This window comes from Pseudomonas salmasensis, assembly GCF_014268375.2.
In the GTDB taxonomy this organism is placed as follows: Bacteria; Pseudomonadota; Gammaproteobacteria; order Pseudomonadales; family Pseudomonadaceae; genus Aquipseudomonas; species Aquipseudomonas salmasensis.
In genome coordinates this window covers 5,657,301-5,671,747 of sequence record NZ_CP077083.1, presented here as the reverse complement: position 1 = coordinate 5,671,747, position 14,447 = coordinate 5,657,301, and the positions used below count along the sequence as shown (strand labels likewise).

The following is a 14,447-nucleotide window of genomic DNA, read 5'->3' as shown; positions in this document are numbered from 1 at the left end:
ATGGACTGAAGCAGCTTGCTGTCGAGAACCGCGTAACTCATTGTTTACCAAGGAGTTTTCCGTTTCGACTGCGCCGGAAGTGGGGCGAATTATAGGCTTCCAGAATCTGCCGTCAACCCCATTATTCGGTTTTTCTATCAAAAACCTAAAAAACCCGATGCTTCCACTATATAGATAGCTGCGAGTCAGTTTTTGCGCAATATATTGCTCATCCGCTGACAGTTGAGCATCATAGCGCCACGTATTTATCGATCATGACTTCGGAAGAGCTCCCCCAATGACCACCCCTCCTCGCAGCCTGGCATCCGCCTTGTTTCCGATCGGCCTGCTATTGATCGCCATGGCGTCCATCCAATCCGGTGCGTCATTGGCCAAAAGCATGTTTCCTATTGTTGGCGCACAAGGCACCACTGCTCTGCGCTTGATTTTCGCCAGTGTGATCATGCTGGTGCTGTTACGCCCATGGCGCGCCACGCTGACGGCCAAATCCTTACGTACAGTGGTCATTTACGGAATGGCACTGGGCGGCATGAATTTCCTCTTCTATATGTCCCTACGCACCGTACCCCTGGGGATTGCAGTAGCGCTGGAATTCACAGGCCCGCTTGCCGTCGCTATCTATGCCTCGCGCCGAGCTGTCGACTTCCTGTGGATTGCCCTGGCGATCATCGGCCTGCTGCTGTTGATTCCAATGGGCGAGGCCAGTAGCGGTATCGACTGGGTCGGCGCGGCTTACGCACTGGGCGCAGGCGGATGCTGGGCCCTCTATATTTTGTTCGGCCAAAAGGCTGGGAACGACAATGGTGTTCAGACCGCCGCACTCGGCGTGATGATTGCCGCCCTGTTCGTCGCACCGATCGGCATCGTGCATGCAGGCGCCGCGCTGCTGACGCCTGCCCTGATCCCTATCGCCATCGGCGTCGCGATTCTGTCCACGGCCTTGCCCTACACATTGGAGATGGTCGCGCTGACTCGCCTGCCCGCCCGCACGTTCGGCACGCTGATGAGTATCGAACCGGCGTTCGGCGCCCTTTCCGGCCTGTTCTTTCTGCATGAGCATTTATCTCTAGCCCAATGGCTGGCCATCACCTGCATTATCCTGGCTTCTGTAGGCGCCACGTTGACGATGCGCAACGAATCCAAACCGCTAGTACCCGCCGACTGATCATCTTTAAAGCCAGCGCTGGTATTTACCGCTCATTTAGGCCATGTTTAGGCCGTAACCGAATGTCATTCATGGAGAATTTCGACACGGACAGCATGAACGCTTCGCTCGAGAGCGAGTAAAGCGGCTCTGTTCTTTTGCAGGGCGGCTATTAAGGATGGGAATGAAACGAATTTTGATACTGTTGCTGGTTGTGGGCATCGCTGGCTGTGCTGCAACCACAAAAACAGAAGTGAAACGGGGTAAGAAAGGGCTGCATATCAACTGTTCGGGCCTGTCCTCCTCCTGGGACCAGTGCTACACCAGTGCAGCCAACTCATGCGGCGCCAAGGGCTACCGGGTGATCGCCAAGTCTGGCGACAACTCCGAAGAGCCTGGGGACTACCCCTTCGGCCTGAACCCTGCCGGCTATACCAGCCGCAGCATGATCGTCATCTGCAAATAGTTGCCCGAGCAGTCTTTCCTGACTGCTCATCTTAAATTCCGGCCAGTTACGACGCGAAGGCTAAACTCCTGCTCGACCATCGAGCCAATGGAGTTCCTATGCCGCACAACAAGAAAATCGTATTAGTAGTGGGCGCCGGTGACGCAACCGGCGGCGCCATAGCCAAACGCTTTGCCCGCGAAGGCTACATCGCCTGCGTCACCCGTCGCAGCGCCGACAAACTGCAGCCCCTGGTAGACAGCATTCAATCAGCCGGCGGTGAAGCCCATGGCTTTGCCTGTGATGCACGTAAAGAAGAAGACGTAATCGCACTGGTCGAGCAAATCGAAACCGAGCTGGGGCCTATTGAAGCGTTCGTCTTCAACATCGGCGCCAATGTGCCTTGCAGCATTCTGGAAGAAACCGCGCGCAAGTACTTCAAGATCTGGGAGATGGCGTGCTTCTCTGGCTTTTTGAACGCACGGGAAGTCGCCAAGCGCATGGTCACGCGCAACCGCGGCACTATCCTGTTCACCGGCGCCACCGCCGGCTTGCGCGGGAGCGCAGGGTTTGCCGCCTTCGCCGGCGCCAAACATGGAATACGCGCCCTGGCACAAAGCATGGCGCGGGAGCTAGGCCCGATGAACATCCATGTCGCCCATGTGGTGGTCGACGGTGCCATCGATACCGACTTCATTCGCGAGAACTTCCCGCAAAAATACGCCCTCAAGGATCAGGACGCCCTCCTCAACCCTGACCATATTGCCGACAACTACTGGTTCCTGCACAAGCAGCCACGGGACGCCTGGACGTTCGAACTGGACCTGCGCCCCTGGAACGAAACCTGGTGACGCCCCCTATAACAATAAGCAGTGAGTACAGACCATGAGTAAAACCCTGGAGTTTTTCTTTGATCTCGGCAGCCCCGCCACTTACCTGGCCTATACCCAGTTGCCGGCGCTGTGTGCCCAAACCGGCGCGCAGGTGGTGTATCAACCAATGCTATTGGGCGGTGTATTCAAGGCCACGGGCAATGCCTCGCCGATCATGGTGCCCGCCAAAGGGCGCTACATGCTCGATGACCTGGCGCGTTACGCCAAACGCTACAACGTGCCGCTCAGGTTCAACCCACACTTTCCCATCAATACCCTGGTGCTGATGCGCGCCGTCACCGGCATTCAAATTCACCAGCCTGAGCGCTTCCTCGACTTCATCGACTGCCTGTTCCGGGCACTCTGGGTGGGAGGCCATCACCTGGGCGACCCAGAAGTCGTGGCCAATGTGCTCACCGAACAGGGGTTCGATCCCGAGCAGGTACTGGCCCTGTCCAATGATGCAGCCGTCAAGGACGCTCTTAAGGACAAAACCGAACAAGCCATTAAGCGCGGCGTGTTCGGCGCTCCCAGTTTCTTTGTAGGAAACCAGCTGTTCTTCGGCCAGGACCGTCTGGACTTTGTGCGTGAAGCCCTCAGCTAGATGTCGATTGCAGCCGGAAATGCCCCGGCTGCATCCGATCAAATCGCCGCAGTGCGCACCTGCAACCATTCAAGGGCTGCACCATCGAGCAGCGGGCTCAAACGCTCACGCACCTGGGCGTGATACGCGTTGAACCATTCACGCTCATCCGCCGTCAGCAACGACGGCTCCAGGCACCGGGTATCAATCGGGCACAGGGTCAGGGTTTCGAACTTGAGGAATTCGCCAAACTCGGTCTTGCCCGCTTCACGGTTCAACACCAGGTTCTCAATACGCACGCCCCAACGGCCAGGGCGATAAGTACCCGGCTCAATTGAAGTAATCATCCCTGGCTGCATCGCCGTTTGTGGCGCCGCAGCGGCTTGATAGGCAATCACTTGCGGGCCCTCATGCACGTTGAGGAAATAACCTACGCCGTGGCCTGTACCGTGACCGTAGTCCACGCCTTCTGCCCAGATCGGCGCACGGGCGATGGCATCCAGCAACGGTGAAAGAATGCCCTTGGGGAACTGCGCACGGGACAGGGCAATCACGCCCTTGAGCACCCGCGTGCAATCGCGCTTCTGTTCTTCACTCGGTGTACCGATGGGCACCATCCGCGTGATGTCCGTAGTGCCGCCCAGGTACTGGCCGCCCGAGTCGATCAACAGCAAGCCATCACCTTCGATCAGCGCATGTTCTTCTTCGGTGGCGTGGTAATGCGGCATCGCGCCGTTGGCGTTGAAAGCGGCAATGGTGTTGAAACTCAGCGATACATAGCCTGGGCGGCGGGTACGCGCAGCGGTCAGGTGTTCGTCAATCGTCAGTTCGGTAATACGCTCGCGGCCCAAGGCACTGTCGAGCCAGGCAAAGAATTCGCACAGCGCCGCACCATCCTGCTCCATGGCTTGGCGGATATGTTCCGCGTCTGCCAGGCTCTTACGGGATTTGGCCAGTGTGGTGGGGTTGAGGCTTTCAACCAGCTTGACGCCCGCGTCGAGGTTTTCCAGCAAGCCGGCAGTGACGCGGGCGGGGTCTACTTGCAAGCTTGCGCCCGCCGGTACCGCTCGCAGCGCTTGCGCCACCTCGCTGTAATCACGCAGGGTCACGCCATCCTGCTCAAGCACCGCCCGCAGTTGCGCATCGACCTTGCCCAACGCCACAAACAAAGTCGCCTGCTGTTGATTGATCAACGCAAAGGACACAAACACTGGATTGAACGACACATCAGCGCCGCGCAGGTTGAATAGCCAGGCGATGTCATCCAGCGTCGCGATGAAATGCCAGTCGGCGCCCTTGTCTTTCAAACTGGCGCGCAGGGCGGCCAGTTTCTCGCCACGAGTGACGGTGGCCTGGGGCGGCAGATGCTGATAGATCGGCTGGTTCGGCAATGCCGGGCGGTCTTGCCAGACTTCATCGAGCACATCGATATCGGTACGCAGACGCGCGCCGCGCTCGGCCAACTTGCCACCCAGGGTACGTGCCGAGGCCACGGCCATGACCGCACCGTCCACCGCCACCACGCCACCCTCAGGGGTTTGCTCGGCCAGCCACTCCAGCGGCCCAGGCTGACCCGGTTGCAGCTTCACCAACTCGATACCGCTGCCCTTGAGTTCCTTGGTCGCCTGTTCCCAGTAACGGCTGTCCGCCCAGACCCCGGCAAACTCCGCCGTGACGATCAGGGTGCCCACCGAACCATGAAACCCGGACAACCACTGGCGCCCTTGCCAGTAACCCGGCAAATATTCGGACAGGTGCGGGTCCGCCGATGGCACCAGCAGGGCATGAATGCCTTCGCGGCGCATCAGTTCACGGGTATGCGCCAGGCGCTGGGGAACCGTTCCATGGGTCAAAGGCTGCGTACTCATTGTGTCTCCTGCTAACCACTAATAATTGTTATGTGTTGCGAATGATAAATCAGACCGCCCAGAACGCCGGCGCGCTCGCCAACGCGGCCTTGATCAATTGCGCGGCCTGGTCGATATCCTGTTCGGTGGTGAACCGGCCCAGGCTCAAGCGAATAGTGCGAGCGGCACTGCGAGCGTCATGCCCCAAGGCCAGGAGCACATGGGACGGCGCATTGCTGGCCGAATTGCACGCTGAAGTCGCGGAAAAGGCAATGCCTGCACTCAATGCGGCTGAATTGAATTCGCCTTCGCTGAACGTAAGGCTCAAGGTGTGCGCAATACGCTGGGTTGGGCTGCCATTAAGACGCAAGCCGGCAACCGACGCCAACTGATCCAGCAAGCGCTGGCGCAGCGCGACAATCGTGGCCTTCTCATCGGCGAAAGACGCCGCCGCCAGGGCAAACGCCGTGCCCATGCCGGCAATCTGATGAGTCGCCAGGGTGCCGGAGCGCAAACCGCCTTCGTGGCCACCGCCGTGAATCTGCGCCAATACCTTCTGCTGCGCCCGCGGCCCGACATATAACGCGCCGATACCCTTGGGCCCATACAGCTTGTGAGCAGAGAACGACATCAAGTCCACCGGCCACTGGGCCAGGTCGATGGCCACTTTGCCTGCCCCTTGCGCCGCGTCCACATGGAACAACGCGCCCTGCTCACGCACCCGTGCGCCAATGGCCGGGATGTCGTTGAGGGTACCCAGTTCGTTGTTGACCAGCATCAGCGAGACCAGAAAGGTATCCTCGCGCAAGGCTTCGCTGACCGCCTCGACGCTGATCAAGCCGTCTGCATCCGGTACCAGGTAAGTCACTGCCACTCCGGCTTCCTGCAATTGCCGGGCGGTGTCCAGCGTGGCCTTGTGTTCGATCTGGCTGGTGATGATATGCCCACCCGCCACACCTCGGGCCTGGGCCACGCCCTTGAGCGCCAGGTTGTTGGATTCCGTGGCACCGGAGGTCCAGACGATTTGCTCGGCCTGCGCCCCCACCAACTCGGCCACTTGCCGACGCGCCTGTTCAACCTTCTGCCGGGCCGCTTGGCCGAATGCATGGGAACTGGATGCCGGGTTGCCGAAATGGGCGTTAAAGCCCAGACACTCGACCATCACCTGGATAACTCGCTCATCCACCGGCGTGGTGGCGGCGTAGTCGAAATACAGCGGACGTTTATTCATGAGGTTAAAACTCGCAGAGCGTATTCCCAAGAGCAGCGTCTCGGGGGCATCGACCAGAACAGAGGTCGTCAGGTTTAACCGATCGAATGCCATTAAAGAAGGTAACTTTATTTAAATGTGCGTAGGAACGCTCCTGGAATTGAGCTTAACAGGCTGAAGTAGCCCCATGGCAAACAAAAAGCCCGAGGTTCCTTGTGGGAAACCTCGGGCTTTTTGCCGCAAGAAGCGCGCTCAACTGGGCCGACCATGCAAAACCACGCTCCGCTCGGCGTTCATTTCGCCTTGGCGATCAAAACCGAAGGGCTTTTGTGGCTGACCAATCAATGCGGCGCGCTGGCGTTGATAGTCGTCAAACGACAAGCCGCGACGGCCCAGGGCCTCCAGGGCCAACTGCTTGGTTTCCTCGGCCGTATAGGGACGCAACTCCGGGGAAGGCTGGGTCGCACAACCGGCAAGGACAGAGGTGACAAGTAAAAAGGAAACAGCGAGGAAACGGTTCATGGCGATGGCCCTGCGAAGGAGGTTTCGAGTCAATGGACACAGGCTACTCCCGGCCCTTCTCGCAGAAAAATCATCGTCCGTGATAGTCGCTATCACGCGTATCGGCGTCCGCGGGGGGAACGCCCTGATATTCATTTAAGTTCTATAAATATACAAACACCTTCATTTACGAATTAAGACGATCCCTCTATAAAGACCTTGCGCGCAGCCCACTGCCGACCAGGCAACAGCCCTTCAACAAAGCCCGAACTCCCATGAGAGGTCACCATGCAGCTGTTCACCCTGCCGCCCTCGCCTGCCCTAGCCACCTCGATCCGCGCCACAGCCCAGGTCTTCGAAGACCCAAAGTCCCAGGCACTGCTCGACCATATCCAGCAAGTGGCCCCCAGCGAAGCCAGCGTGCTGATCATCGGCGAAACCGGCACCGGCAAAGAACTTGTTGCGCGGCATATCCACCACCTCAGTACGCGGCGAAACCGGCCCTTCGTGGCGGTGAACTGCGGGGCCTTTTCGCAATCCCTGGTGGAAGCCGAGTTGTTCGGCCATGAGAAAGGCGCCTTTACCGGTGCCCTCAGCGCCAAGGCCGGCTGGTTCGAAGAGGCTGACGGCGGCACCTTGTTTCTGGATGAGATCGGCGATTTGCCGATGACCATCCAGGTCAAGCTGCTGCGGGTGCTACAGGAGCGCGAAGTGGTGCGCCTGGGTTCGCGCAAGAGCATTGCTATCAATGTACGAGTCCTGGCCGCCACCAATGTACAACTGGAAAAGGCCATCAATGCCGGGCGTTTCCGTGAAGACCTCTACTACCGCCTCAATGTAGTCAGCCTGGCATTGCGCCCGCTGCGCGAACGTACCGGCGATATCCTGCCGCTGAGCCGGCACTTCATCCAAACCTACAGCCAGCGCCTGGGCTACGGCCCGATCAGCGTGAGCCACGAGGCCGAGCACAAGCTCAAGCGCTACAGCTGGCCGGGCAATATCCGTGAGCTGGAAAACGTGATTCATCACACCCTGCTGATCTGCCGCAATGCTGTGATCGAACCCGACGACCTGCGCCTGTCGAACCTGCGCATCGAACGCCAGAACGACAGCGACACCGATACCCCTGCAGAAGCCCTGCTGGCGCGGGCGTTTCAAAAGCTCTTCGAGGAACAGTCCGGTGCCCTGCATGAAAAGGTCGAAGACGCTTTATTGCGCGCTGCCTATCGCTTCAGCCACTCCAACCAGGTGCACACCGCCAACCTGCTGGGCCTGAGTCGCAACGTCACCCGCGCTCGCCTGATCAAGATCGGCGAACTGGCCGTGAACAAACGCAGGCTTGGGGCACATGTGCAAGGCGAACGGATGCTGCATCTATCCATTTAGCCGGCAGTGCAGGGCATCGTCCTGACTGCGCTCAAAACTGCGCAGTACCCGGAATGCGCCAAAGGTCACGGCCGTGGCCCGGTGAGCGCGGATCAGCGTCCAGAAATCTTCGCCGCCCTGTTCAAAACATTTGAAGGCGGCCTCCCCCTCTTCCCGCGATTGCCATTGCAAATAATTGAGCACCCTCCGCCCGTCATCGCTGACCTGCACGCTGGCACTCAAGAAGCCGCCATGGCGCACGGCCAGACGCTCGCTCTGGGTGGTCAAGGCGGCCACCAGAGCAGATTGCTGACGGGGTTCGATGTGAAATTCGATCAGTTGAGTGAAGCTGTGATTTTTCTCTGAGACCTGCATGAAAACTCCCCCTTCGCTGTAGGCAGAATCTTGCGATTCGATGCCACGCAGGGTAAAACCTCTAGTTAAGTCGAGGTCAAGCACTGTTTGGGAGAGGTTTATGCTCACTAAGGAACTCAGCGTCGGTCAGCTTGCTGCCCGCAGCGGCGTGGCGGTGACCGCCCTGCACTTCTACGAATCCAAAGGGCTGATCAAGAGCAATCGCAATGCCGGCAATCAACGGCGATATCCACGGGATGTACTGCGCCGGGTGGTGCTGATCAAAATCGCTCAACGCCTGGGCATTCCGCTGGCGACCATTGGCGAGGCATTGCGGGCCCTGCCCGATGGGCGCACGCCGAACGCTCACGACTGGGAACGGCTGTCGGCGTTATGGCGTGAAGACCTGGATGAGCGCATCAACAAGCTGATGCTGCTGCGCGACAAGCTCAATGGTTGCATCGGGTGCGGATGCCTGTCGATGGAGGCGTGCCCGTTGCGCAATCAAGACGATAAGCTCGCTGAGTGTGGGCCAGGCGCCCAGTTGCTGGAGCCCACCACACAGCCTTGATAAAAAGCACCTCGTCGGTTGCCCGCAGACCACGCATTACGTGGCCTATAGTGAAATGCTCGTACCTCAACTCAAGGAGAACGTTATGAGCGTTAAACCTATTCCCGAGGGTTATCACGGCATTACCCCCTACCTGGGCATCAACGAGGCCGCAAAGGCGATCGAGTTCTACAAGAAGGCCTTTGGCGCCTCAGTGTTCATGCGCCTGGACATGCCTGACGGCAGGGTCGGCCATGCGGAGCTGCGTATTGGCGAAGCGGTGATCATGCTGGGCACACCCTGCGACGAAACGGCCCTGCGCAATCCGGACGCACATCCCAGTGTCGGCCTGCACCTGTATGTAAATGACGTGGACGAACAATTCAAACAGGCGGTTGGTGCCGGCGCCAGCGTAGTGTCCAAGCCGCAGGATCAGTTCTATGGGGATCGCTCGGCAAGTGTGAAGGATCCGTTCGGGCACCTGTGGTTCCTGGCCACCCATAAGGAGGACCTGACCGAGGAGCAAATCCGCCAACGTGCCATGGAGATGTTCAAGCAAGATTAACCCTGTGGGCGTGAGCTTGCTCGCGCCTGCAACACGCCACACCTTGCCCCAGGTTCCAACCGCCCTGCTCCGGCAAGCTAAAGGCCTCTGTGGCGTTTGGAACACGTCAAGGGTTCGTCGATCTGACACCCCGGTAGGCATTGCGCCCCAGCCATATCGTCATGACCAACAAGGCGGTCAATGGCAGCCCATGGAACAACACGATCACCTGGGCCGGCGTCCACGTCACATAGAACGGCCCGACCACCAGCATGCCCACGCCAAAACCGGCCATCTGGATCAGGGTCAAGAGGCTGAACAGCGGCAAGCGCAAGCTATCGGGCTCGCTTTGCGCACGGGAGATCAACGCCACCTCGGACAATCCATCGCCCAGCCCTGCCCACACCACCAGCAACAGCGCCAGCCACAGTTCGGTCTGCTGGAATGTCAGGATAAAGCCGCTGGACATCAACGCCACACCGAGCATGAACAAGCGCTCCATGCCTTGGGTGCCACGACCTTTCAACACTGCACTGGCGATGCGCGCGCCAACAAACTTGCCACAGGCCCACACGGCCAGCAGATAGCCCATGACCGTCTTGGCCGTGTCCGGTGAAATATACTGCGACAGCACTGGCCAGCCAACGTTATGGGCCGCACTGCCGAGGGTGTCGAGCATACTGATCAGCAACATCGCGGCCAGCACCGGCGCACCGCGCAACCCCTTGGTCAGCTCGTGCCATTCAGCGGCGAGCCCGCGATGGACGGCAACAGCAACGCTATATAACGCGCGCAAGGGCAAGACCAGGCAAGCGGCAATCACATAGGTGCCGATGTTGACGGCAAACACCGCTTCAAATCCGCCCGTGGCGATCAGCAAGCCGGAGAGCAAACTGCCGAAGACCGCGCCGGTGGCGGCCGCCGAGGTGATCCATGCGTTGGTATTCACCCGCTGTTCAAGCGCGACCCAGGTGGGCAACTGACTGTTGAGGCCAATGGCAAACAGCGAATTGCACAGACCGATGCCGAAGGCGATAAAGGGAAGAAGGGTGAGTTGATGAGCCGGTAACAACACCAGCAGCGGCGTCAGCAACAGCGCCCGGGCCAGGTCCAACCCCGCCAACGTCCCACGCCCGGCAAACCGCCGGAAAAACGGGATGCCAAACAGGCTGGCGACAATCCCGCCGGTGACCCGGCACGCCAGGAAGATGCTGACAAACACTACGCTCTGGCTGAGCCAGTACACATAAGTGGACAACGCCACCATGTTGAGGAACGCGCCAAAATCCGACACACCGCGGGCAAAGATGATCAGGCGAGCGTTGCGGGTCGACAGATTCAGTTGTTGATCGTGGCTCATGCAAACTGTGCCTCCTCGACACAGCGCAGGCTTACCAAGAGCACATCGCGCCAGGCCGGTGCCGTCTCCACTCGCGGTCGCACCTCCCCGGCCCGATGGTAGAACCCACGGTCGTTGATCACGATAGTCTCCAGAAATTTCTCCATCGGCAGTTTCAGCAGCCGGCTGTGCTCCGTTTCGTCGGCAAACACCTCCGACACCACCGGCACCGTGTTGCATTCGCCAATAAAGTGCATGAACACCCAATCCAGGCCGTCCTGGTGAATCCCCGATGTGGTCGGGCTGCGCGATGACACATCCGCCCGCACCCGGAACTGATGAATATCGATCGTATAGGTCTGTTCGCCCAGGTGCGGGGCAATCACCGCAAGGTCCGTCGCCAGCAGCTTGTGCATGAGTGGGTGCTCGATAAAGCCTTCCTCGCTATAGCTCAGGTGGTTCACGCCCTGGCGATAGTTCACCGCGTAGGTGACCGGCGATTTGAACGCCGTATTCCTGTCGATCTGCAATTGCCGTGACGGTAACAGACGATAGCGCAAGATGCGCCGTTCGCGGTGGGTATAAGTCCTGAACGCCTCGTCGCGCACCAGGTTGTCCCAATACGCGCGAAAGCTTTGCTCTTCACCGGGTTCAACGTTGACCAGTTCGCGAAAGTCCGGGCGATGACAGAAGTGATGTTCGCGCAAAAGCGCCGAAATCTGAGGGATGTCCATATCGCTATCCTGCCACCGGTGGATCGATGAGGATGCGCAGATGTTGCTGCAACGCATCGTGCAAGGCATGGGCGTCGTCGGCATTGCCAACCTGGGCCCAGCATTTGAGCAAATAATGCTCCTCGATATCCGCGTCAATGTAGTGGCCGGGGTCCTGCGGGGCATATTCCAGCACCGAGCGGTGTTGGTCCAGAAACTGCAGACCGTCAATGCCCCTGAAAAGGCCACTGTGCTGCGGATAAATCGCCAGCATCGCGTAGTGTTGCCCCGCATCGGCAACCTTATGTGCGCCAGCCTCTAACTGTGCATTGATGCCCTTCTCGCCCAACAACAACCCCATGTACAACTGATAAGGATCGATACCGGCCAAGTCGCGGAACGCCGAGTTCACATACAGTCCGCCCAGGCGCGGGTTGATCTCGATAGCCACCGGCCCTGCGTCCGTCATGCGAAACTCGAAATGCACCACGGCGTTGGTCAGGCCCACTGCGTGCAGGCAGTCCACCGCGTACTGGCGGATCTGCTCGCACTGGGCCTGGCTGAACGACGTCGGCGGGGAAATCAGCAGGTTCTCAAGCACCGTGCCGCTGCGCTCGGTCAGCAGCAATTTTTCGTTGATCAGCAGCGGATGGGCACACTCGCCGACAATCACACATTCCACACTGCCTTCGATGCCAGGAATATAACCTTCCAGCAGAATGCTGTGGCCTGGCAGGTATTCACGCCGCAGCCCATCCTCAAGCGGCAGGGCGTGCGCACAGCCGTAGAAGTCCGCATACGCGGCGGCGCCATGATCACTCACAAAATGCCGATAGTGACTGCGTAGCTCCTCCCAGCTCGAGCATTTTTTGATAAACGCTGAAGCCCCGCCAAAGGGCGGTTTGGCGATCAATGGGTAACCCACGCGCTCGGCGCCTTGCTGGAGTTCCTGTTCGTTGTTGCACAGCATGAACGGTACCGAACGCAATTCATGCTGTTTCAACACGCGGCGCATCAAGAACTTGTTATTGCACGCGGCAATCGCCTCTGGGTGGCTGTAGACCAAGCCCAACCGCTGACACGCCTGCGCAACGATACAGCCCACCTCCCCTTGTGCGGACGGGTGCCCGGCCTGGCAGAAAATCCCCCGCACCTGATAACGCCCGTCTAACTGTCCGACCAACTCCAGAATAGACTGCTCACTGAGCGTTTCGAGCAGGAACACTTCGTCACTGTCGTCCTTGAGTCGTTGCAGGTGCTTGTGCCCAGCCACGGCGGCCGTCAAACACGCCAAGCCGTCGGCTCGGGCCACCGTGAAATGCGGTTCCCGGTAGCGGTAGCGAGCGCAAGCGCTGTCATCTACATCAATAAACAGAATCGCAGCCTGTTTCATACCGCATCCTGCCAACTGCACCATTGGCCCTCCCAGTTGCGAAAACGGTAAGTCCGCTGCCCATCGCGCACTTCGAAATGCGGTAAGTCTTCAGGTTTTTCAAAGTCCAACAACGGCACGGTGAACTTTCCTTGTGCGTGAGGTAGTACATATTCGGGCAGGGCAATATTCGATACGCGGCGTTTGAGCCGATCCATTATGGCGATGGCGTGGCTGATCGACGCCTTATACTCTGAAGCACCGGGTGAGAACGGCATGAAGTGATATAAGTAATATGGCTTCACGCCCAGACGATAAAGATCAATGAATAGTTTATGCAACGTCGTTTCATCATCATTCACGCCACGCAACAGCGGCATGTTAGAGAATACAATCGGTACCACACCCTGAATCCGTTTAACCGCGACGGCAAAATCAGTACTGAGCTCAAGCGGGTGGCAGACATGCACACCAAATGCATTGACCTTGTACTTCTCCAGCATCGCCACCAACTCATCGGTCACGCGAAACGGGTTGAAACTCAAGGCCCGCGAATGAATGCGTATCAGCAGATCATCACGAATGCCGCGCAATGCGGCCAGCATCTCCTCAAGCTTGCGGTCGGCCAGCATCAGTGGGTCACCGCCGCTGAGAATCACTTCTTCAATCGCTGGGTTACCGCGGATGTACTCCACCGAATCCTTGAACGAGTCGGTGTTGGCGTTAGCTTTGTCGGTGCCCACCTGCAGCGTGCGCAGCGCCTCGAAACAGAACTGGCAATAGGCATTGCACGTGTTGGTGGTGCGCAGGATCACGCGGTTGTCGTACTTGTGCTGGCAGATGGGCGTCTTCATCTCATGATTGAGTTCCCAGTTTTCGGAACTGCCGTCGTAGTCGCCCTGCACCTGTTCGCTCCAATACGGTACTACCTGGCGCCACAGGGGGTGGTCCATCACCTCTGCGGTGGTGAGTGAACGCTTGATCAAATCAATGTAGTAAGGCGTGATCTGCATCTTGCGATCTTGCAAGTTGTGCTCGATGTGCGCCGTTGTGGCCTCGTCCCATCCACCGCAGGCATTGCGCAGTGCAGGTTCATCGCGGATGGCATTCTTCTGCTGCCAACGCCAGTCTTGCCATTGAACTGAACGATGCATGGCTTGATCAAAAATCGACATGAGTTTGAACTCTCTGTTAAGGCATAGGGACGCGTACTTTTCCAGCGCAGGAAAAGTATTATTCGCAGCAATGTCAATCGACGGGCAGACGACAGACCACGATCAAGTAACTAACTTGATCACCGGCACCAGAGAGATATAACAGTTCAGCACGTGATGGCGCGAATAAACGACTAGCACGGTCATGCGATTAACTTCCTTTTTATAACATTCCGACTTCCAAGTCCGCACTCACTAAAGCCGATGCCCGCCAATGTGTCAATACAATAACCTTGCCATCCCTCTGGAATTAACCTGCACCCACGCCAACACCCCGTAATGACAAGGGGCGCTTTCGTTCAAGCCAAGCTATTTGAAAAACAAATAACACTGAAAGTAACTATGGAGAGCGTTATTTCTACTTATATAACTACGTAGCCGCACTTCAGCTGAG

At 58.3% G+C, this 14,447-nt stretch carries 15 protein-coding genes; 7 read left to right on the top strand and 8 right to left on the bottom strand.

Going from position 1 to position 14,447, the window contains the following annotated elements; all coding sequences use genetic code 11:
- Positions 1-277 precede the first annotated feature (277 nt).
- From rhtA to HU731_RS25565, 4 genes are all read left to right on the top strand, one after another.
- Positions 278-1,165, top strand: coding sequence for a threonine/homoserine exporter RhtA (gene rhtA / locus HU731_RS25580; protein ID WP_186608425.1), 888 nt, complete (start codon positions 278-280; stop codon positions 1,163-1,165).
- Positions 1,166-1,328: 163 nt separating this feature from the next.
- Positions 1,329-1,610 carry a hypothetical protein gene (locus HU731_RS25575; protein ID WP_003190182.1) on the top strand — a complete coding sequence of 94 codons (282 nt, stop codon included), beginning with the start codon at positions 1,329-1,331 and terminating at the stop codon, positions 1,608-1,610.
- Positions 1,611-1,708: 98 nt separating this feature from the next.
- A complete protein-coding gene (locus tag HU731_RS25570) occupies positions 1,709-2,440 on the top strand; it encodes an SDR family oxidoreductase (protein ID WP_032892542.1) in 732 nt (243 codons plus the stop codon).
- Between the two features lie 34 nt (positions 2,441-2,474).
- On the top strand, positions 2,475-3,065 hold the full coding sequence (locus tag HU731_RS25565) for a 2-hydroxychromene-2-carboxylate isomerase (RefSeq protein WP_186608424.1): 591 nt from the start codon (positions 2,475-2,477) through the stop codon (positions 3,063-3,065).
- 38 nt (positions 3,066-3,103) lie between these two features.
- Here the strand turns inward: HU731_RS25565 and HU731_RS25560 are convergent, their stop codons facing one another.
- The 3 genes from HU731_RS25560 to HU731_RS25550 form a co-directional block, all read right to left on the bottom strand.
- A complete protein-coding gene (locus HU731_RS25560; RefSeq protein WP_186608423.1) occupies positions 3,104-4,912 on the bottom strand; it encodes an aminopeptidase P family protein in 1,809 nt (602 codons plus the stop codon).
- 49 nt (positions 4,913-4,961) lie between these two features.
- A complete protein-coding gene (locus tag HU731_RS25555; RefSeq protein WP_186608422.1) occupies positions 4,962-6,122 on the bottom strand; it encodes a cysteine desulfurase family protein in 1,161 nt (386 codons plus the stop codon).
- A 231-nt stretch (positions 6,123-6,353) separates the two neighbouring features.
- A complete protein-coding gene (locus tag HU731_RS25550) occupies positions 6,354-6,623 on the bottom strand; it encodes a hypothetical protein (protein ID WP_098952151.1) in 270 nt (89 codons plus the stop codon).
- 267 nt (positions 6,624-6,890) lie between these two features.
- On the opposite strand from HU731_RS25550, the gene HU731_RS25545 reads away from it, so the two are divergent.
- Complete coding sequence (locus HU731_RS25545; RefSeq protein WP_186608421.1) at positions 6,891-7,988, top strand: sigma-54 interaction domain-containing protein; 1,098 nt, start codon at positions 6,891-6,893, stop codon at positions 7,986-7,988.
- Here the strand turns inward: HU731_RS25545 and HU731_RS25540 are convergent.
- Entirely contained in the window at positions 7,977-8,342 is a 366-nt protein-coding gene (locus HU731_RS25540; protein WP_186608426.1) for an antibiotic biosynthesis monooxygenase, read from the bottom strand. The genes HU731_RS25545 and HU731_RS25540 overlap by 12 nt on opposite strands.
- Before the next feature lie 100 nt (positions 8,343-8,442).
- Between HU731_RS25540 and soxR the strand changes: the two genes are divergently transcribed.
- Both soxR and HU731_RS25530 read left to right on the top strand, forming a co-directional pair.
- Complete coding sequence (gene soxR, locus HU731_RS25535; protein WP_186608420.1) at positions 8,443-8,892, top strand: redox-sensitive transcriptional activator SoxR; 450 nt, start codon at positions 8,443-8,445, stop codon at positions 8,890-8,892.
- A gap of 85 nt (positions 8,893-8,977) precedes the next feature.
- On the top strand, positions 8,978-9,436 hold the full coding sequence (locus tag HU731_RS25530) for a VOC family protein (protein WP_186608419.1): 459 nt from the start codon (positions 8,978-8,980) through the stop codon (positions 9,434-9,436).
- Positions 9,437-9,542: 106 nt separating this feature from the next.
- On the opposite strand, the gene HU731_RS25525 is transcribed toward HU731_RS25530, so the two are convergent.
- From HU731_RS25525 to HU731_RS25510, 4 genes are read right to left on the bottom strand one after another with little or no spacing between them, the layout of a single operon-like run.
- The gene (locus tag HU731_RS25525; protein ID WP_098952160.1) at positions 9,543-10,775 is read right to left on the bottom strand and encodes an MFS transporter; all 1,233 of its coding nucleotides are present in this window, start codon (positions 10,773-10,775) and stop codon (positions 9,543-9,545) included.
- On the bottom strand, positions 10,772-11,488 hold the full coding sequence (locus tag HU731_RS25520; RefSeq protein WP_186608418.1) for a 2OG-Fe dioxygenase family protein: 717 nt from the start codon (positions 11,486-11,488) through the stop codon (positions 10,772-10,774). The genes HU731_RS25525 and HU731_RS25520 overlap by 4 nt, the downstream gene beginning before the upstream one ends.
- A gap of 4 nt (positions 11,489-11,492) precedes the next feature.
- Positions 11,493-12,860, bottom strand: coding sequence for an ATP-grasp domain-containing protein (locus tag HU731_RS25515; RefSeq protein WP_186608417.1), 1,368 nt, complete (start codon positions 12,858-12,860; stop codon positions 11,493-11,495).
- Positions 12,857-14,014, bottom strand: a complete 1,158-nt coding sequence (locus tag HU731_RS25510) for a KamA family radical SAM protein (protein WP_186608416.1) — start codon at positions 14,012-14,014, stop codon at positions 12,857-12,859. Before HU731_RS25510 ends, HU731_RS25515 begins: the two co-directional genes overlap by 4 nt.
- Positions 14,015-14,447: the final 433 nt, after the last annotated feature.

Excerpts from the sequence above, each read along its gene's own strand:
- HU731_RS25550 (WP_098952151.1), bottom strand. The coding sequence starts at position 6,623 with ATGAACCGTTTCCTCGCTGTTTCCTTTTTACTTGTCACCTCTGTCCTT.
- rhtA (WP_186608425.1), top strand. The coding sequence starts at position 278 with ATGACCACCCCTCCTCGCAGCCTGGCATCCGCCTTGTTTCCGATCGGC.
- HU731_RS25525 (WP_098952160.1), bottom strand. The coding sequence starts at position 10,775 with ATGAGCCACGATCAACAACTGAATCTGTCGACCCGCAACGCTCGCCTG.
- HU731_RS25555 (WP_186608422.1), bottom strand. The coding sequence starts at position 6,122 with ATGAATAAACGTCCGCTGTATTTCGACTACGCCGCCACCACGCCGGTG.
- HU731_RS25545 (WP_186608421.1), top strand. The coding sequence starts at position 6,891 with ATGCAGCTGTTCACCCTGCCGCCCTCGCCTGCCCTAGCCACCTCGATC.
- HU731_RS25565 (WP_186608424.1), top strand. The coding sequence starts at position 2,475 with ATGAGTAAAACCCTGGAGTTTTTCTTTGATCTCGGCAGCCCCGCCACT.
- HU731_RS25510 (WP_186608416.1), bottom strand. The coding sequence starts at position 14,014 with ATGTCGATTTTTGATCAAGCCATGCATCGTTCAGTTCAATGGCAAGAC.
- HU731_RS25530 (WP_186608419.1), top strand. The coding sequence starts at position 8,978 with ATGAGCGTTAAACCTATTCCCGAGGGTTATCACGGCATTACCCCCTAC.
- HU731_RS25560 (WP_186608423.1), bottom strand. The coding sequence starts at position 4,912 with ATGAGTACGCAGCCTTTGACCCATGGAACGGTTCCCCAGCGCCTGGCG.
- HU731_RS25570 (WP_032892542.1), top strand. The coding sequence starts at position 1,709 with ATGCCGCACAACAAGAAAATCGTATTAGTAGTGGGCGCCGGTGACGCA.
- HU731_RS25520 (WP_186608418.1), bottom strand. The coding sequence starts at position 11,488 with ATGGACATCCCTCAGATTTCGGCGCTTTTGCGCGAACATCACTTCTGT.
- HU731_RS25540 (WP_186608426.1), bottom strand. The coding sequence starts at position 8,342 with ATGCAGGTCTCAGAGAAAAATCACAGCTTCACTCAACTGATCGAATTT.
- HU731_RS25515 (WP_186608417.1), bottom strand. The coding sequence starts at position 12,860 with ATGAAACAGGCTGCGATTCTGTTTATTGATGTAGATGACAGCGCTTGC.
- HU731_RS25575 (WP_003190182.1), top strand. The coding sequence starts at position 1,329 with ATGAAACGAATTTTGATACTGTTGCTGGTTGTGGGCATCGCTGGCTGT.
- soxR (WP_186608420.1), top strand. The coding sequence starts at position 8,443 with ATGCTCACTAAGGAACTCAGCGTCGGTCAGCTTGCTGCCCGCAGCGGC.